At 64.8% G+C, this 16,927-nt stretch carries 15 protein-coding genes; 6 read left to right on the forward strand and 9 right to left on the reverse strand.

Annotation, left to right across the window (positions count from 1 at the left end):
• Positions 1 to 19 precede the first annotated feature (19 nt).
• Together J4G43_RS16825 and ppc are read left to right on the forward strand one after the other, a co-directional pair.
• Complete coding sequence (locus tag J4G43_RS16825; protein WP_071915736.1) at positions 20 to 424, forward strand: YccF domain-containing protein; 405 nt, start codon at positions 20 to 22, stop codon at positions 422 to 424.
• Positions 425 to 546: 122 nt separating this feature from the next.
• On the forward strand, positions 547 to 3,345 hold the full coding sequence (ppc, locus tag J4G43_RS16830) for a phosphoenolpyruvate carboxylase (protein ID WP_208085680.1): 2,799 nt from the start codon (positions 547 to 549) through the stop codon (positions 3,343 to 3,345).
• A 71-nt stretch (positions 3,346 to 3,416) separates the two neighbouring features.
• On the opposite strand, the gene J4G43_RS16835 is transcribed toward ppc, so the two are convergent.
• The 4 genes from J4G43_RS16835 to J4G43_RS16850 form a co-directional block, all read right to left on the reverse strand.
• Entirely contained in the window at positions 3,417 to 4,583 is a 1,167-nt protein-coding gene (locus J4G43_RS16835) for an SMP-30/gluconolactonase/LRE family protein (RefSeq protein WP_208089340.1), read from the reverse strand.
• 114 nt (positions 4,584 to 4,697) lie between these two features.
• Positions 4,698 to 5,612, reverse strand: a complete 915-nt coding sequence (locus J4G43_RS16840; protein ID WP_208085681.1) for an SDR family oxidoreductase — start codon at positions 5,610 to 5,612, stop codon at positions 4,698 to 4,700.
• A gap of 138 nt (positions 5,613 to 5,750) precedes the next feature.
• Entirely contained in the window at positions 5,751 to 6,890 is a 1,140-nt protein-coding gene (locus J4G43_RS16845; RefSeq protein ID WP_208085682.1) for a thiolase C-terminal domain-containing protein, read from the reverse strand.
• Positions 6,891 to 6,893: 3 nt separating this feature from the next.
• Positions 6,894 to 7,307 (reverse strand): Zn-ribbon domain-containing OB-fold protein, encoded by a 414-nt coding sequence (locus tag J4G43_RS16850; RefSeq protein ID WP_038957112.1) that lies wholly within the window; start codon positions 7,305 to 7,307, stop codon positions 6,894 to 6,896.
• 193 nt (positions 7,308 to 7,500) lie between these two features.
• Between J4G43_RS16850 and J4G43_RS16855 the strand changes: the two genes are divergently transcribed.
• The 4 genes from J4G43_RS16855 to alkB all read left to right on the forward strand — a co-directional run bounded on the left by J4G43_RS16855 (position 7,501) and on the right by alkB (position 11,095).
• The gene (locus tag J4G43_RS16855; RefSeq protein WP_208085683.1) at positions 7,501 to 8,850 is read left to right on the forward strand and encodes an amidase; all 1,350 of its coding nucleotides are present in this window, start codon (positions 7,501 to 7,503) and stop codon (positions 8,848 to 8,850) included.
• Positions 8,843 to 9,529 (forward strand): DUF2848 domain-containing protein, encoded by a 687-nt coding sequence (locus J4G43_RS16860; RefSeq protein WP_208085684.1) that lies wholly within the window; start codon positions 8,843 to 8,845, stop codon positions 9,527 to 9,529. Before J4G43_RS16855 ends, J4G43_RS16860 begins: the two co-directional genes overlap by 8 nt.
• A 156-nt stretch (positions 9,530 to 9,685) precedes the next feature.
• Entirely contained in the window at positions 9,686 to 10,432 is a 747-nt protein-coding gene (locus tag J4G43_RS16865; RefSeq protein WP_208085685.1) for a 2OG-Fe(II) oxygenase, read from the forward strand.
• 9 nt (positions 10,433 to 10,441) lie between these two features.
• A complete protein-coding gene (alkB, locus tag J4G43_RS16870) occupies positions 10,442 to 11,095 on the forward strand; it encodes a DNA oxidative demethylase AlkB (protein ID WP_208085686.1) in 654 nt (217 codons plus the stop codon).
• Positions 11,096 to 11,263: 168 nt separating this feature from the next.
• Here alkB and J4G43_RS16875 read toward each other — a convergent pair whose 3' ends face one another.
• From J4G43_RS16875 to J4G43_RS16895, 5 genes are all read right to left on the reverse strand, one after another.
• The gene (locus J4G43_RS16875) at positions 11,264 to 12,889 is read right to left on the reverse strand and encodes a thiamine pyrophosphate-dependent enzyme (RefSeq protein WP_208085687.1); all 1,626 of its coding nucleotides are present in this window, start codon (positions 12,887 to 12,889) and stop codon (positions 11,264 to 11,266) included.
• A gap of 25 nt (positions 12,890 to 12,914) precedes the next feature.
• Positions 12,915 to 13,784, reverse strand: coding sequence for a fumarylacetoacetate hydrolase family protein (locus tag J4G43_RS16880; RefSeq protein ID WP_208085688.1), 870 nt, complete (start codon positions 13,782 to 13,784; stop codon positions 12,915 to 12,917).
• A 174-nt stretch (positions 13,785 to 13,958) separates the two neighbouring features.
• Entirely contained in the window at positions 13,959 to 14,942 is a 984-nt protein-coding gene (hpaD, locus tag J4G43_RS16885) for a 3,4-dihydroxyphenylacetate 2,3-dioxygenase (RefSeq protein WP_208085689.1), read from the reverse strand.
• 27 nt (positions 14,943 to 14,969) lie between these two features.
• Positions 14,970 to 16,508, reverse strand: a complete 1,539-nt coding sequence (gene hpaE / locus J4G43_RS16890; protein WP_208085690.1) for a 5-carboxymethyl-2-hydroxymuconate semialdehyde dehydrogenase — start codon at positions 16,506 to 16,508, stop codon at positions 14,970 to 14,972.
• On the reverse strand, positions 16,501 to 16,899 hold the full coding sequence (locus J4G43_RS16895; protein WP_038957103.1) for a 5-carboxymethyl-2-hydroxymuconate Delta-isomerase: 399 nt from the start codon (positions 16,897 to 16,899) through the stop codon (positions 16,501 to 16,503). Before J4G43_RS16895 ends, hpaE begins: the two co-directional genes overlap by 8 nt.
• Between the last annotated feature and the right edge of the window lie 28 nt (positions 16,900 to 16,927).

The following is a 16,927-nucleotide window of genomic DNA, read 5'->3' on the forward strand; positions in this document are numbered from 1 at the left end:
CCCAAGGTTCCTAAATCTAATGGCCCCCGTTTCCATTCTGCTCAACGTGATCTGGATTCTCATCGGCGGTGCCTGGATGGCATTCGGCTGGCTGGTGGCTTCCGTCATCATGGCCATTACCATCATCGGCCTTCCCTGGGCGCGGGCGGCGTTCAACATCGCGGTCTACGCCCTGCTGCCGTTCGGCTCGCGCGCGGTCAACCGCGACGAGGTCACCGGTATGGGCGATATCGGCACCGGCCCGCTCGGGGTGATCGGGAACATTATCTGGTTCGTGCTGGCCGGCTGGTGGCTGGCACTCGGCCACGTGCTGACAGCCGTGATCTTCGCCGTCACCATCATCGGCATTCCCTTTGCCTGGGCCCATCTGAAGCTCGCGGGGATCGCGCTCTGGCCGATCGGCAAGGTGATCGTGCCGGCCTAGCCGCAAGGAGTGATCGTCCCTTTCAGTGTGCGCCGCCCCCAACTTCATCTTGCGCTGCGGCAAAAAACTTGCACACTCGGCGGAGCCGGGCAGCGAAGCGAGCTCGAACAAGGAAGCGAGCCATGTCCCTCCAGACCGTGCCACCCGACGCCATTGACAACCGCGCGAACCGCGCTGAGGACGCCCAGGCGCTGGAGGCGGATGCGCGGCTGCGTGACGACATCCGCCTGCTTGGACGCATCCTGGGCGACACCGTGCGCGACCAGGAAGGTGCCGAGTTGTTCGACCTGGTCGAGCGCATCCGGCAGACCTCGATCCGGTTCCACCGCGACGAGGACCGGCTCGCCCGCCGCGAGCTCGAGCAGATCCTCGACACCATGTCGACCTCCGAGACGGTGCGGATCGTCCGCGCCTTCAGCTATTTCTCCCACCTCGCCAACATCGCCGAGGACCAGAACAACATTCGCCAGATGCGCGCCCGCAGTGCCGCCCAGAGCACCGGTTCCGGCGTGCTGGCGGAGACGCTGGCCCACGCCAGGGACGCCGGGATCAGCTCCGACGTGCTGCGCAATTTCTTCAAGACCGCGCTGGTCAGCCCGGTCCTGACCGCGCACCCGACCGAGGTCCGCCGCAAGAGCACCATGGACCGCGAGATGGAGGTCGCTAGCCTGCTGGACCGCCGCGAGCGCGTTGCGCTGACTGCGGACGAGGCCGCCGCCAGCGACGAACAGCTTCGCCGCGAGGTGCTGACGCTGTGGCAGACCAATCTCTTGCGCCGGACCAAGCTCACCGTGCTCGACGAGGTCGCCAACGGTCTGTCGTTCTACGACTACACCTTCCTGCGCGAGGTGCCGCGGCTGGTCAATGTGCTCGAAGACCGGCTGGAGGAGGCTGGCGAGGCGGCTGCCAGCGAGCTCGCCTCGTTCCTGCGCATGGGCAGCTGGATCGGCGGCGACCGCGACGGCAATCCCTTCGTCACCGCCGACGTGATGCGCGGGACCCTGCGGCTCCAGTCGAGCCGGGTGATGCAATTCTATCTCAACGAGCTGCATGTGCTCGGCTCGGAGCTGTCGATCGCGGCGCACCTCGCCGACGTCTCCGAGGAGCTGCGGACGCTGGCGGAACGCTCGCCCGACACCTCGCCGCACCGGAGCGGCGAGCCTTATCGTCTCGCGGTCTCCGGCATCTATGCGCGCCTGACGGCGACGGCCGAAAAGCTCGAGGTCGAGATCACGCGCCGGCCGGTCGGCAAGGGCAGGCCTTACGAGACCGTCAAGGAGTTGCAGGCCGATCTCGACGTGCTGCACCGTTCGCTGATCTCCAACAATGCCCGCGTCATCGCCCGCGGCCGGCTGCGGCTGCTGCGGCGTGCGGTGGATTGCTTCGGCTTCCATCTGGCCCGGCTCGACATCCGCCAGAACTCGGCTGTGCACGAACGTACCATCGCCGAGCTGATGGATGCCGCGAACCCCGGCATGTCCTATCTCGCGCTGGGCGAGGACGCGCGCATCTCGCTGCTCACCAATGAATTACGCAGCACGCGCTCGCTGGTCTCGCCATTCGTCAAATACAGTGACGAGACCATGGGCGAGCTCAACGTCTTCCATTCCGCCGCAGAGGCGCATGCGAAGTTCGGCTCGGACGCCATCCCCCAATGCATCATCTCGATGTGCAAGGGCATGTCCGACATGCTCGAAGTGGCCGTGCTGCTCAAGGAAGTCGGCCTCGTCCATCCCTCCGGGCGCAGCGCCATCAACATCGTGCCGCTGTTCGAGACCATTGAGGATTTGCAGGCCTCCAGCGCCATCATGGATCGCATGCTGTCGCTGCACGATTACCGCCGCCTCGTCGACAGCCGCGGCAGCGTACAGGAGGTCATGCTCGGCTATTCCGACTCGAACAAGGATGGCGGCTTCGTCACCTCGGGCTGGGAGCTTTACAAGGCTGAAATCGGCCTCGTCGACGTGTTCGAGCGCCACGGCGTGCGACTGCGCCTGTTCCACGGCCGCGGCGGCTCGGTCGGCCGCGGCGGCGGCCCGAGCTATGATGCCATCATCGCCCAGCCCGGCGGCGCGGTGAACGGGCAGATCCGCATCACCGAGCAGGGCGAGATCATCTCGTCGAAATATTCCAACGCCGAAGTCGGCCGCAACAATCTGGAGATCCTCGCGGCCGCGACGCTGGAGGCGAGCCTGCTGCATCCGCGCCAGAGCGCGCCGCGCCGCGAATATCTCACCGCGATGGACGAGCTTTCAAATCTCGCTTTCAAGGCCTATCGCGGCCTCGTCTACGAGACCGACGGTTTCGTCGATTATTTCTGGGCCTCCACCGTCATCAACGAGATCGCGACGCTGAACATCGGCAGCCGTCCGGCCTCGCGCAAGAAGACCCGCGCGATCGAGGATCTGCGCGCCATCCCCTGGGTGTTCTCCTGGGCGCAGTGCCGCCTGATGCTGCCGGGCTGGTATGGCTTTGGCAGTGCGGTCGAGCAGTGGATCGCGGAGCATCCCGACAAGGGCATGCCGTTCCTGAAGGAGCTCTACAGGGAATGGCCGTTCTTCCGCATGCTGCTCTCGAACATGGACATGGTGCTGGCGAAAAGCTCGATCGCGATCGCCTCGCGCTATGCCGAGCTCGTGCCCGACGAGGCGCTCCGCGAAAAGATCTTCGGCCGCATCCGCCGCGAATGGCATTCCTGCATCGAGACGCTGCTCGACATCATGGGGCAGGATCGGCTCCTCCAGGGCAACCCGCTGCTGGAGCGCTCGGTGCGCCACCGCTTCCCCTATCTGGATCCGCTCAACCACGTGCAGGTCGAATTGCTGAAAGAGCATCGCGCGCAGAACCCGGACGAGCAGGTGCTGCGCGGGATTCAGCTGACGATCAACGGCATTTCGGCCGGATTGCGGAATACGGGGTAGTAGGGCGAGTAGCGAACAGAAGGCGTGCGCTGCCGACTATTCGCTACTCACCATTCGCTATTCGTTGATGTTCACGGCTTTAGTGCGCCCTGCACACCGGTGTACACAGCATAGAGCGATGTCGAGCCACAGATATAGAGTCTGTTTCGCTGCTGCCCGCCGAAGCTCAGGTTGGCGACGGTTTCCGGGATGTGAATTTTGCCAAGCAGTTGGCCGTTGGCCGTATAGCAGCGCACGCCGTCTTCGTTCGGATCGCCCCAGCCCACCGAACACCAGACCCGTCCTTCGGTGTCACAGCGGACGCCGTCGGTGATGCTTGGCTTTGGCATCTCGGCGAAGACCTTGCTGTTCGACACCTTCCCCGCCGCCACGTCGAGGTCGAACACGCGGATATGCGATGGGTTGTCCGGTCCGTCCGTGAATCCGGTCTCGCAGATGTAGAGCTTCTTCTCGTCGGGCGAGATGGTGATCCCGTTGGGCTCCACAAAATCGTCGATGACGACCTTGACGTCGCCGGTTTTCGGGTCGACGCGGTAGACGTTCTTCTTCTCCTGCTCGGGGTCGGCCTTGACGCCCTCGTAGAAGCCGCCGATGCCGTAGGCCGGATCGGTGAACCAGATCGCGCCATCGGCGGTGACGACCGCATCGTTCGGCGAGTTCAGTCGTTTGCCATTGAATTTGTCAGCAATGATGGTGATCGAGCCGTCGAGTTCGGTCCGTGTCACGCGCCGACCGCTATGCTCGCATGTGATCAGGCGTCCTTCGCGATCGATGGTGTTGCCGTTCGAATTCATCGAGGGCTGACGGTAGACGCTGACGTGACCGTCATCCTCCGAGAAGCGCATGATGCGGTTATTGGGAATGTCGCTGAACAGCAGGTATCGTCCGGCCGCGAAATACACGGGACCCTCGGCCCATCGGAAGCCGGTTGCAACACGCTCGACCGCCATGGTGCCGGCGAAGGCCGGGAAGTCGGCAGGCCCGAACGTTGGCGGCCCCTTCTTCGCGGATTCCAGACGGGAGTCCGGGTAGCGGCTGCCGGGCAGAGGTCCCAAGGGCAATGGCGCCGTCGACCTCGTCGGAGTAGCGGTCTGGCCGAACGGCGTAACGGAGGCGGCCAGGGCTGCGTTCATGGTGACGCCCGTCGCGGCTACCGCCGCTGCCGCGCCCTTCAAGAGGGTGCGGCGTCCAAGGCAAGGCTCGTCAGTTTCGGCAGAATTGGTCAGTGATTTTGTCATAGTCGCCTCCCGTTTTTTGTTGGAAGGAAACCATTCGCCCGCAATCGGGCGTAATGCGGGCGATCTCCGGTCGGACAACCGGAGATCGCAACGCAACAATTGCTGGGAAAACGGCTAGACGGGATCCCAGGGGAAGATGTCGGCGGAACGGTCGAGCTTGTAGAACGAGCCCTTCAGTGCCGGCATGCCGTGTTCCGCGTTCGTTTGCGGCGTCCAGCCCTCGCTGCGATGAACCGAGCGCAGCGGGCGGTTCTGGCTGAACAGGAACAGCTCGTTCATGCGTGCGCCGAAGATCTGCCCGGAGACGTCCTTGGCGGCATCGGAGAGCAGATAGGCGCAGATCGGCGCGATCTTCTCCGGTCCCATCTGCTTGATCTTCTCGACGCGCGCCTTCTCGGCTTCAGTCTCGGTCGGGATGGTGCCGATCATGCGGGTCCAGGCGAACGGCGAGACGCAGTTGGAGCGGACGTTGAAGCGGCCCATGTCGAGCGCGATCGACTTCGACAGCCCGATGATGCCGAGCTTGGCCGCGGCGTAGTTGGCCTGGCCAAAATTGCCGATCAGGCCGGAGGTCGAGGTGAAGTGCACGAAGGAGCCGCTCTCCTGCTCGCGAAAGATCCGCGCCGCGGCGTGGCTGACGTAGAACGAGCCCATCAGGTGAACCTTGATGACGGCCTCGAACGCTTCCACGCTCATCTTGTGGAAGATCATGTCGCGCAAAATGCCGGCATTGTTGACGACGCCGTCGAGCCGGCCGAAATGATCGGTCGCGGTCTTCACGATCTTGCTGGCGGGGACAGCTTCCGCCACCGACTCGAAATTGGGCACCGCGATGCCGCCGCGCTTCTTGATCTCGTCGACCACCTCCTCGGCAGGCGAAGCGCTGGAACCGGCGCCGTCGGCGGCAACACCGGGGTCGTTGACGACGACCTTGGCGCCCTCCGCCGCGCAGAGCAGCGCGATCTCGCGCCCGATGCCGCGGCCCGCGCCGGTGACGATGATGACCTTGTCTTGCAGTGATTTTGTCATGTGGGTTCTCCGCTAGCCGTTCCAAATTCCACCGTCATTCCGGGATGCGCCGCAAGGCGCAGGCCCGGAATCCACACTCCCGATCGTGGTTATGGATTCCGGGCTCGTCGCTGACGCGACGCCCCGGAATGACAGTCGTTACCTCTCGTTCGTAAACACGATCGTGCCACTTGCCGCGAACATGCCGCCGACGCCGTGGCACACCGAAATCTTCGCATTCGGCACCTGTGCCGGCGCAATCCCGCGCATCTGGCGTACGCTCTCCTGGAGTGCGTACATGCCGTACATGCCCGAATGCATGTAGCTCAATCCGCCGCCATTGGTGTTAAGCGGCAGTTTCCCGCCGGGCCGCGTGTTGCCGTCGGCGATGAATTTGCCCGTCTCCTCATGCGGCATGAAGCCGAGATCGCCGAGGCCGAACAGCGGCAGATGCGCGAAGGCATCGTAGATCATGAGATGGTCGACGTCCTTGTGCGCGATGCCAGCCTCCTTGAAGGCGAGGGGGCCTGCGGTTTTAAACGCGCGCGAGGAATTGAACGTTTCCATCTGGCTGACCATCGGCGTTTCCACGCTCTCGCCAGTGCCCATGATGTAGATGGGCTTGCTCGGAAAATCCTTGGCGCGGTCGGCCGAGGTCAGGATCAACGCACCGCCGCCGTCGGTGACGAGGCAGCACTGCAAGAGCCGGAACGGATAGGCGATCATACGCGAGTTGAGCACGTCGGCGACCGTGATCGGGTCCTTCATCATCGCGCGCGGATTTTTGGCCGCCCATTCCCGCTGCACCACCGCCACCGAGGCGAGCTGCTCATGCGTGATGCCGTAGGTCTTCATGAAGCGCAGCACGAGGATCGGGAACATGCTGGGCGGGCCGTAGACGCCGAAGGGCGCCTCGAACTGCCCTTGCAGGCTGTCGGCGGGGATCGAGCGCGGCGCCTTGCCGATCATCGACTTGCCGCTCTCGGCATGCGTGATCAGCACGGTCTTGCAGAGACCTGCCTCGATCGCCGCCGCCGCATGGCGAACGTGCAGCATGAACGAGCAGCCGCCGACCGAGGTGCCGTCCACCCAGGTAGGCCTAATGCCGAGATAATGGCAGACCTGCTGCGGCGTTTCGACCGCGGTGGCAAAGCCGTCGATGTCGGAGAGTTTCAGCCCGGCATCCGCGATGGCGTTGAGCGCCGCATCCGCGTGGAGCTGGAGCTGCGACATATTGGGGATGACACCGAGTTCGGTGGTCTCGGCCGCGCCGACGACGGCAACCTGGTTGCTGCGCATGGCCTATCCCTTCGCCGGACGGAACACGGGGAGGGTGATCTTGTCGTCGAGCGCCTGGAAGGCGACCTCGAGCTTCATGTCGAGCTCAAGCGCCTCCGGCGTCTGCGGACAATCGATGATGTTGCTCATCATCCGCGGTCCTTCGGCGAGCTCGACCACCGCGATCGCATAAGGCGGCGTGAAGCCGGGAGCGGCGGGACGGTGATTGATCACGTAGCTGTAGAGGAAACCCTTGCCACTCGCCTTGAAGATGCTGACCTTGCGCGAGGCGCAGGACGGGCAGAACGGGCGCGGTGGGAAATAGACATGCGCGCAGGCGTCGCAGCGCTGCAAACGCAATTCGCCCGCTTTCGTGCCGTCCCAGAAATGCTGGGTCTCCGGCGTCGGTTTCGGGCGCGCGCGCTGCGGTTCGGCCATGTCGGAAAACCCTCCCAAAGGCAATTCTTGATAAGGCCTGGGCTTCACGCCTGGCTGTTTCGATCTTGATGCGACAATCGACCATCGCGCGTCAACGGTCCAGCAATGCGCATGCATGCCATCATGCGCACAATGCTTGTGTCGAACCGAGGCGGCGCTATAGATTGCGCGCGCAATATTCCGTGAGACAGACATGCCCGATTTTCCGACACTGGCGAAACTCGCCGACGACCTCGAAAGCGGCCGCACGACCTCCCGCACGCTGGTCGAGGCATGCCTCGCCAGGATCGCCGACCCGGCCGGCGAGGGCCAACGCACATTCATCCACGTCGACAAGGACGCCGCGCTCGCAACCGCGGATGCGATGGACGGCTTGCGCAAGGTCAAGGCGGCGCCGTCGCGCTATGCCGGTATCCCGGTCTCGATCAAGGATCTCTTCGACATCAAGGGCCAGGTCACGCGCGCCGGCTCCCGCGCGCTCGACGATTCTGCGCCGGCCGATCAGGACGCCGCGACGGTGGCGCGGCTGCGCAAGGCCGGCTTCGTCGTGATCGGGCGGACCAACATGACTGAGTTCGCCTATTCCGGCATCGGCATCAATCCGCATTACGGTACGCCGAAGGGCGCCTGGAACCGGGCCGAGGGACACGTGCCCGGCGGCTCGTCCTCGGGCGCCGCGGTGTCCGTGCTCGACGGCATGGCGCATGGCGCGCTCGGCACCGACACCGGCGGCTCCTGCCGGATTCCGGCCGCCTTCAACGGCATCGTCGGCTACAAGCCGACGCAGCGCCGCGTGCCGCTGGACGGCTCCGTGCCGCTGTCCTTCTCGCTCGACAGCATCGGGCCGCTGGCGCGGTCGGTCAGCTGCTGTGCCATTCTCGATGCCGTGCTCGCGAACGAGCCGATCGTCCCGCTGAAGCCGCGACCGGTAAAGGGCATGCGGCTCGCAGTGCCGACCACGATTGCGCTCGACGATCTCGATGCGGACGTGGCCTCGACGTTCGAGCGCGCGCTCAAGAGCCTTGCCGATCACGGTGCGATCATCGAGCGCATCGAGATGGCCGAATTTCACGACATCGGCCCGATGAACGCCAAGGGCGGCTTTGCGGCGTCCGAAAGCTATGCCTGGCATCGCTACCTCATTACGGCCAAGGGCGACGTCTACGACCCCAGGGTCTCCGTGCGCATCATGCGCGGCGAGGCGCAGAGCGCTGCCGATTACATCGATCTCCTCAACGAGCGCCGCTCGCTGATCGCGCGCGTCAATGCGCGCGTCGCGCCCTATGACGCGCTGGTGCTGCCTACCACCGCCAACACCCCGCCGAAGATTTCCGATCTCGCCGATGACAAGGCGTTCACCAGGGAAAACCTGCGGGCGCTGCGCAATTGCACCCTCATCAACATGATCGACGGCTGCGCCATCTCGCTGCCCGCGCATCGCGAGGGTGACGTTCCCGTCGGCCTGATGCTGGCGGGCGCGGGCGGATCTGACCGTCGTATTTTCGAGCTTGCTGCCGGCATGGAGGCCGTAATTCGTGTTTGACCTGACTTTCACCGTTGACGCCCAGGACACCACCACGCCGCTGACATTGGCGATCGACCAGATGGTTATCGCGGGCTGGACCGGCCGCGATCCCGTCGCGCGCGACAAGCACATCGCCGAGCTGCAAGAGATGGGCATCGCCCCGCCGGCCTCGACGCCGATCTACTACCGCGCCTCGGCGCGCCGGCTGACCCAGGAAGACGGCATCGAATGCTGTGGCGGCGATTCCTCCGGCGAGGTCGAATTCGTGCTGATCGGCTGGCAGGGCCGCATCTTCGTCGGCTGCGGCTCCGACCATACCGACCGCAAGGTCGAGGCCTACAACGTCACGGTCTCCAAGCAGATGTGCGACAAGCCGGTCGCATCCACGCTCTGGGAGCTCGAGGACGTCATCGGTCATTGGGACAGGATGATCCTGCGCTCCTACGCCACCATCAAGGGCGAGCGCGTGCTCTACCAGGAGGGTACGCTCGACGCGATGCTGCCGGTCGCCGAGCTGATCGCGCGAGGCTTTGAGAGTGGCAAGTTCCCCGACGGCTGCGCCATGTTCGGCGGCACCTTTGCGGCCAAGGGAGGCATCCGCCCCGCCGATCGCTTCGAGTTCGAGCTTGAGGATCCGGTGCTGAAGCGCACGATCAAGCACGGCTACGACGTGGCGACGCTGCCGGTGCGAGGCTGATACCCCTCCGCCGTCATTGCGAGGAGCCCTTGCGACGAAGCAATCCAGGATCCCTCTGCGGAAAGACTCTGGATTGCTTCGCTGCGCTCGCAATGACGAGGAGATAGTCGGGAATCGGGTGGCAAAGGGCGGGCCGGTCTTGCGAAGGTGGCAGTCATGACAGCAACGGCACGCAAATCACCCCCTAAGCCCTCAGTCGACCTCGCCACCCACGTCGACGCCCTCGACTGGCCTCAAATCACCGCCGAGCTCGACGCCCAGGGCAGCGCCGTCCTGAAGAATCTGCTGACGCCGGACCAATGCCGCGCCATCGCCGCGCTCTATCCTGATGATGCAGGCTTCCGCAGTCGCATCGTCATGGGCCGCCACGGTTTTGGCCGTGGCGAGTACAAATACTTCTCCTACCCGTTGCCCGATCTGATCGCGCAGCTCCGCCCGGCGCTCTATGCGCATCTTCAGGGCGTCGCCAATCGCTGGAACGAGGCGATGGGGATCGACATCCGTTACCCGGCCGCGCATGCCGCGTTCCTCAAGCGCTGCCACGAGGCAGGCCAGGCGCGACCGACGCCGCTGCTGCTGCAATATGAGGCGGGCGACTTCAATTGCCTGCACCAGGACCTCTATGGCGAGCACGTGTTTCCGCTCCAGGTCGCTATCCTCTTGTCCGAGCCGGGACGCGATTTTACCGGCGGTGAGTTCGTGCTGACTGAGCAGCGCCCGCGCATGCAGTCGCGCGCCGAGGTCGTGCCGCTGATGCAGGGCGATGCTGTGGCTTTTGCCGTGCATCATCGCCCGGTGCAGGGGACGCGCGGCACCTACCGGGTTAACCTGCGCCATGGCGTCAGCCGGATTCGCTCCGGTCAGCGTCACACGCTGGGTGTGATCTTCCATGATGCCAAGTGAGCGCTGCGATTGACGGGTGATCTGTTTGACACCGCCGCCGAGGCACAGCCGTCGCGCGAGGAGATCGCCGACGGCGCCGTGCTGCTGCGCGGGTTCGTCAGGCCGATCGAGAGCGAGCTGATCGCCGCCGTACGCGCGATCGTGGCGCAGTCGCCGTTCCGCCGCATGACCACGCCCGGCGGCCACCTGATGTCGGTGGCGATGACCAATTGCGGCGAGCGCGGCTGGATCACCGATCACACCGGCTATCGCTATGATCCCATCGATCCGCGAACCGGCGCGCCATGGCCCGAGATGCCGACGGTGCTTCGCGACCTGGCTCGAGGCGCGGCGGAGCAGGGCGGGTTCACCGGCTTTGCGCCCGACGCGTGCCTCGTCAATCGCTACGAGCCCGGCACGCGGCTGTCGCTGCATCAGGACAAGGACGAGCTGGACTATTCGGCGCCAATCGTCTCGGTCTCGCTCGGCCTGCCCGCGACCTTCCTGTTCGGCGGCCTGGCGCGCAGCGACAAGCCGCGCCGCTTCCGGCTCGTCCATGGCGACTTGGTCGTCTGGGGCGGGGCCAGCAGGCTCGCCTATCACGGCGTTGCGCCGCTCGCCGATGGCGAGCACGCGCTGCTGGGAAGGAAGCGGATCAATTTGACGTTTCGCAGGACGCGCTGACCTTCCTTCTCCCCTTGTGGGAGAAGGTGGATCGCTGACGCGAAGCGGCAGCGAGACGGATGAGGGGTCTGTCTCCGCGAATAGAGACCCCTCATCCGCCTTCCCTTCGGGAAGGCACCTTCTCCCACAAGGGGAGAAGGGAAGAGTCTCGGTGCGACGATGCTTCGTTTACGGCTTTGGCGGATGAATGAACGCCCAGGGGCTGACTTCCGAATCCCGCGTCACTTCCACCGAAATCAGATATGGCCCGCCATGGGCCAGCGCCTTTTCCATCGCCGCCTTGAACTGGTCCGGCGCGGTGACGCGCGCAGCAGCCACACCAAAGGACTCCGCGAGCTTGACGAAATCCGGATTGACCAGATCGGACGCCACCACGCGGCCGTTAAAGCGCTCGCGCTGGTCGCGGCGGACATTGCCATAGGCGTTGTTGTTGAACACCAGCGTCACCACGCCGATGTTGAACTGCACGGCGGTGGCAAGCTCCTGCACCCCGAACATGAAGCCGCCGTCGCCGGTGATCGCGACCACGGGCTTGTCGGGGTTGGCGACCTTGGCGCCGAGCGCTGTGGGGAAGCCCGAGCCGAGCGTGCCCTGATACCCTGACGTGATGAAGGTGCGCGGCTCGTAGATCGGAAAGCCGTACCAGGACGCGAAGCCGAATTGCGACAATTCATCGGTGACGATCGCGTTGGCCGGCAGCACCTCGCGCAGGATGTTGAGATACGCCATCTGCGGCTGGATGCTCTGGATCTCTGCCAGCGCGGTCGCGGTGGCCTCGCGGATCGCGGCGCGGCGGCCGGCGGTCTTGCTGTAGCCGGCCTTGCTGACCGCTTGGATCAGATCGGCGGTCGCGGTCTTGGCGTCGGCGACGATGGCGGTGTCGGAGATGAAGCGCCGCATCTCGACGGGATCGATGTCGATGCGGATGCTCTTCAACCCGTCGGGCCGATACGGCCAGCGCGACATGGTCGGCAGCTCCAGTCGCGAGCCGATGCCGATCATGAGATCGGTCTTCGGCCACAGCTTGTAGGCGGCAGCCATCGTGAGCCCCAGCTCATGCGCGTTGGAGACGATTCCGCGCCCGCTACGGAAGGCGACGACGGGTGCATCGATCATCTCGGCGAGCTCGAGGATTTCGTCGCGCGCCTCGATCGCGCCGCTGCCAACAAAGATCATCGGCGTCTTGCTGCTCCTGATCACCGCGGCCGCCTGCGTGATCAGATCAGGATCGGGCAATGGTGCGGGCAGCGGCTCCAGCACCTTTGCGGCACAGGTGTCCGCGCGCTGGGTGAAGATATCCCAGGGCATCTCGACCGAGGCGGGGCCGCGACGGCCGGACGTCATTTCCTGGAAGGCGCGCGATACGGTCGTCGGCGCGTTGCCGGGCGTTTCGATGCGGTCGGCCCATTTGACATAGGTACGCAAGGTGGCGAGCTGGTCCGGCATCTCGTGCAGATGGCCGCGGCCCTTGCCAAGAAACTGCGTCGGCACCTGGCCGGTGACGCACAGCACCGGCTCGTTGCAGCCGTAGGCGGTCAGCAGCGCCGCGCTTGCGTTGAGCACGCCGGGGCCGGGCACTACGCTGAACACGCCGGGCCTGCCGCTGGAGCGTGCATAGCCGAACGCCATATAGCCGCAGGCCTGCTCGTGCCGTGCGCCGATCACCTTGAGCTGGGCCTGGTGGAAGGCGTCGAACAGGCCGTAGACCTGTGCGCCGGGCAGGCCGAACACAGTGTCGACGCCATGGGCGACAAGCCCGCTTACGATCGCTTCGCCGCCGGTGAGGGTCGTCATTGCATCATTCCACTTCAATTGTTCGTCAGGCTTCGTCGATGACGCCGTTGCGCAAGGCTCCGATGCCTTCGGCCGCGACCTCGATGACGTCGCCGGGCTTGAGGTAGCGCGGCGGATCGAACCGCGCGCCGGCACCGGTCGGCGTGCCCGTCACGATGATGTCACCGGGGACGAGCGTGGCGAAAGTCGAGATATAGCTGATGAGATAGCGGAACGGAAACATCAGCCGGCTGGTGCGGTCGTCCTGCCGCAACTCGCCATTGACATGCGTTGTCAGGCGAATGTCCGCGATCTGTGCTTCCTTGGTGTAAGGCACGAGCCAGGGCCCGAGGCTGCCGCTGGAATCAAAGTTCTTGCCTTGCGTGACATTGAACTTGGCATGGCGCAGCCAGTCGCGCACCGAGCCTTCGTTGCAGAGCGTGAGCGCCGCGACGTGGTCGAGCGCGGCACTTTCCGCGATGTGCCGGCCGGGCTTGCCGATCACCAGCACGATCTCGCCTTCGTAGTCGAGCTGCGCTGACGCGCGCGGACGCACCAGCGGCGTGTCGTGGCCGACGAAGGAGCGGGGCGAGCGCATGAACATGCTCGGATATTTCGGCGCCTCCTGGCCGTCCTTGTACTCGGCATTGCGGTCGGGATAGTTGACGCCGATGCAGATGATCTTTTCCGGCGCGGGCACCGGCGGCAGCCAGGTGATGTCGCCGAGCGCGTGATCCGGCGCGCGGCTGGCGGCCTCCTCGGCAAGGCTCACGAGCTTTTCGGCGGCGATCACTTCGCGCAGCGTCGGATAGTCTTTTGCGTGGCGTGCGGAGAGATCGACGATGCCGCCCTCAAGGACGGCGCCGTACTTGGTTTCACCCTTGACGGAATAGGTGGCGAGGCGAGGGAGCTTCATAGGCAATCTATCTCTCTTGTCGTCCCTGCGAAAGCAGGGACCCATACCGCGTGATCTATCGATAGCGTGCGATGACAATCCCGAACGACCAACCTTCGCCAAACTCCTCCCTGTGGTTATGGGTCCCTGCTTTCGCAGGGACGACAGGGAGAGTTATTTTGCTTGTCACCGGCATCAATCCGCCACCAGCACGTCGGCGACGAACTTCGGCTCACGCACGGCTTGCCCGCTAAACGGCGAGCCCTGCTCGAACCAGGACCGCGGCGCCGGCGCGCCCCACAGCGTCTGGCGGCGCGGATCGCGCAGCGACCAGCGCAGCGGCTCGTGGTCGTGATCGCCGGTGAAGTAGTCGCTGGTGTAGAGTTCGAGACGGTGCCCGTCGGGGTCGCGCACGTAGAGGAAGAACGCATTCGAGATGCCGTGGCGTCCCGGTCCGCGCTCGATGTTCTTGACGAAGCCTTGTGAGGCCATGACGTCGCAGAGATGGATGATGTTCATCGCCGTCGGCGTCCAATAGGCGAAGTGGTGCAGGCGCGGACCCTTGCCGTTGGTGATCGCGAAATCGTGGACATTGCCCTTGCGATGCATCCAGGCAGCCGCAATGCGCCCGTTCGGTCCGTCCTCCTCGGCGTATTCGGTCAGACGGAAGCCGAGCCGGGCATAGAAGTCGACGGTGTCCTGCACCTCGGCGGCGAAGACGTTGAAATGATCGAGCCGCTGCGGATGGCATCCCCTGTAGAGATCGTAGCGGCGAAGCAGATGCGGGCGGCGGTCCATCGACGCGTAGAGCTCGATCTGGAAGCCGAAGGGGTCGGTGAATTGCAGCGTGCGGCCCTGGAAGGGCTGGTCGACGAAGGCGTAAGAGAGACCGTTCTCCGAGAGGAAGGAGGCGGCCTTGTCGAGGTCTTTGTCGTTGCCGACCTTGAAGCCGAGCCGGGCGCAGGCGGGCACCGCCGCCTTGCGCAACACCAGCGAGTGATGCTGGTGCTCCTCGGCTGCGCGCAAGTAGACGACCTTGTCGTCGGCATCCTCGACATGCAGCCCGACGGTGGTCTCGTAGAACGCGCGGCTGAGATTCAGGTCGGTCACGTCGAGCACGACGTGACTGGAGCGGATGATGTTGAACGGCGGTTCGAAGATGTGTTGCGGTACGGGCATCGGCGTTTCCCCTCGGCTCGACGAGCGTCAGATTCCCAATTTCTGAATCTTGTGCGTGCCCCGCGCCAGCGAGACGTGCTTGGTTTCCATGTAGAAGTCGAACGAGTAGTCGCCGCCATCGCGGCCGATACCTGAGGCCTTCATGCCGCCGAACGGCGTCGGCAGATGGCGGACGTTTTCCGAGTTCAGCCAGATCATGCCGGCCTCCAGCGCGTCGGCAACGCGCAGTGCGCGGCCAACGTCGTTGGTCCAGACATAGCCGGTCAGGCCGTAGCGGGTGTCGTTAGCGATCTCGATGGCGTCGGCCTCGTCCTTGAAGGGCAGCACGGTGAGGAAGGGGCCGAACACTTCCTCCTGCGCCACGCGCATCTTGCCGGTTGCGCCGGTCACCAGTGTCGGCTCGACGTAATGTCCGCCGCCGGGGCCGTCATAGGTCTTGCCGCCGACGGCGATCACAGCACCATCCTGCCGAGCGATGTCGAAATAGGAGCAGACTTTTGCGAGGTGCCGCTCGTGGATCAGCGGCCCGATCTCGGTGGCGGGATCGAGGGGATGGCCGACCCTCAGCGCTTTGACGCGCGCGGTCAGCTTCTCGATGAATGTCTGGGCAATGCTTTGCTGGATCAGCAGGCGGCTCGACGATGTGCAGCGTTCGCCGTTGAGGGAGTAGATCATGAACACGACGGCATCGAGCGCGCGGTCGAGATCGGCGTCGTCGAACACGATCACCGGGTTCTTGCCGCCGAGCTCGAAATGCACGCGCTTCAAGGTCGGCGCGCCCTGAACCATGATCGCCGATCCCGTCGCGCTCTCGCCGACGAAGCCGATCGCCTTGATCGCGGGATGCTCGGTCAGGGCCTTGCCGGCCTCCTCGCCAAAACCGTGCACGGTGTTGAGCACGCCGTCGGGAACGCCGGCTTCCTTGACGAGCCTTGCGAGAATGGCGGCCGTCACTGGCGACCATTCGGCCGGCTTGTGCACGACGGTGCAGCCCGCGGCCAGCGCCGGGGCGATCTTCCAGGTCGAGAGCATGAACGGCGTGTTCCACGGCGTGATCACGCCGACCGGACCGATCGGCACGCGGGTCGAGACGTTCCAGTGCTCGTCGCTCGGCGTGTTCTGGCCATCGCGCGCCTCGGCGCATTTGTCCGCGAAGAAGCGAAAATTCTCGGCGGCGCGGATCGCGGCTTTGGCCATGAAGCGATAGGCCTGGCCGGTGTCGATGCATTCGAGCACGGCGATGTCGTCGGCATTGTCCTCGATCGCGTCGGCGACGCGGTGCAGCAGCTTCTTCCGCATCGCCGGTCCCATGTCGCGCCAGGACTTGAAGGCCAGCGCAGCGGCGGTGGCTGCGGCGTCGATGTCCTCGGCGTTGCCGCGCGCGACGCTCGCAAGCGTAGCGCCGTCAACCGGCGACTTCGTCTCGAATGTCTCACCGGAGATCGAGGCGACGATCTTGCCGTCGATCATGTGGCCGATGCCGTCGGCCCGCAGTTTCTTCAGCAGCGGCGCCGCGCGGTCGCGGTTGGCCTGGAACACATCGGCTTTCGGCGTGGGCTTATCCATGGGCAGCCTCCACTTTCAGGGCGTCGTGGATGTTGTTGCGCTTCCAGCTGGTGTCCTTGTCGTTGATCTGCATGTCGAACGACAGGGCGAACTTGCTGGCGGCGAAGACGGGATCGAGATGTTTTGAAAGCGCCTGGAAGACGTGCTCGCCGGCTTTCTGGCGCGTGGGAAGGTCGCGGCCTTCGCCGATGCGCAGCACCATGTCGAGAAAGCCGTAGTCCTGTCGCGCGTCGGCGATCGCATAGTGCTCGCATCTAATGGCGCGGACGCGGATGCCGCCGAGCGGGAAGATGCCGGTCTCGACCGCCGCCTTCCGCACCACCTCGCAGACGGCGCCGATGTCGAGGCGGCCATCGAGATTGGCCGAATATTCGATGGTGAAATGCGGCATCGCGGTTTCACTCCCTGTTTTTTTGTTC

The sequence above is a fragment of the Bradyrhizobium barranii subsp. barranii genome (assembly GCF_017565645.3).
GTDB lineage: Bacteria > Pseudomonadota > Alphaproteobacteria > Rhizobiales > Xanthobacteraceae > Bradyrhizobium > Bradyrhizobium barranii.

What these genes read in the sequence shown, in the direction of transcription:
- J4G43_RS16855 (WP_208085683.1), top strand. Translation starts at nt 7,501, where the DNA reads ATGCCCGATTTTCCGACACTGGCGAAACTCGCCGACGACCTCGAAAGC.
- J4G43_RS16835 (WP_208089340.1), bottom strand. Translation starts at nt 4,583, where the DNA reads ATGACAAAATCACTGACCAATTCTGCCGAAACTGACGAGCCTTGCCTT.
- hpaE (WP_208085690.1), bottom strand. Translation starts at nt 16,508, where the DNA reads ATGGATAAGCCCACGCCGAAAGCCGATGTGTTCCAGGCCAACCGCGAC.
- J4G43_RS16895 (WP_038957103.1), bottom strand. Translation starts at nt 16,899, where the DNA reads ATGCCGCATTTCACCATCGAATATTCGGCCAATCTCGATGGCCGCCTC.
- J4G43_RS16845 (WP_208085682.1), bottom strand. Translation starts at nt 6,890, where the DNA reads ATGCGCAGCAACCAGGTTGCCGTCGTCGGCGCGGCCGAGACCACCGAA.
- J4G43_RS16865 (WP_208085685.1), top strand. Translation starts at nt 9,686, where the DNA reads ATGACAGCAACGGCACGCAAATCACCCCCTAAGCCCTCAGTCGACCTC.
- hpaD (WP_208085689.1), bottom strand. Translation starts at nt 14,942, where the DNA reads ATGCCCGTACCGCAACACATCTTCGAACCGCCGTTCAACATCATCCGC.
- J4G43_RS16880 (WP_208085688.1), bottom strand. Translation starts at nt 13,784, where the DNA reads ATGAAGCTCCCTCGCCTCGCCACCTATTCCGTCAAGGGTGAAACCAAG.
- ppc (WP_208085680.1), top strand. Translation starts at nt 547, where the DNA reads ATGTCCCTCCAGACCGTGCCACCCGACGCCATTGACAACCGCGCGAAC.
- J4G43_RS16850 (WP_038957112.1), bottom strand. Translation starts at nt 7,307, where the DNA reads ATGGCCGAACCGCAGCGCGCGCGCCCGAAACCGACGCCGGAGACCCAG.
- J4G43_RS16825 (WP_071915736.1), top strand. Translation starts at nt 20, where the DNA reads ATGGCCCCCGTTTCCATTCTGCTCAACGTGATCTGGATTCTCATCGGC.
- J4G43_RS16875 (WP_208085687.1), bottom strand. Translation starts at nt 12,889, where the DNA reads ATGACGACCCTCACCGGCGGCGAAGCGATCGTAAGCGGGCTTGTCGCC.
- J4G43_RS16840 (WP_208085681.1), bottom strand. Translation starts at nt 5,612, where the DNA reads ATGACAAAATCACTGCAAGACAAGGTCATCATCGTCACCGGCGCGGGC.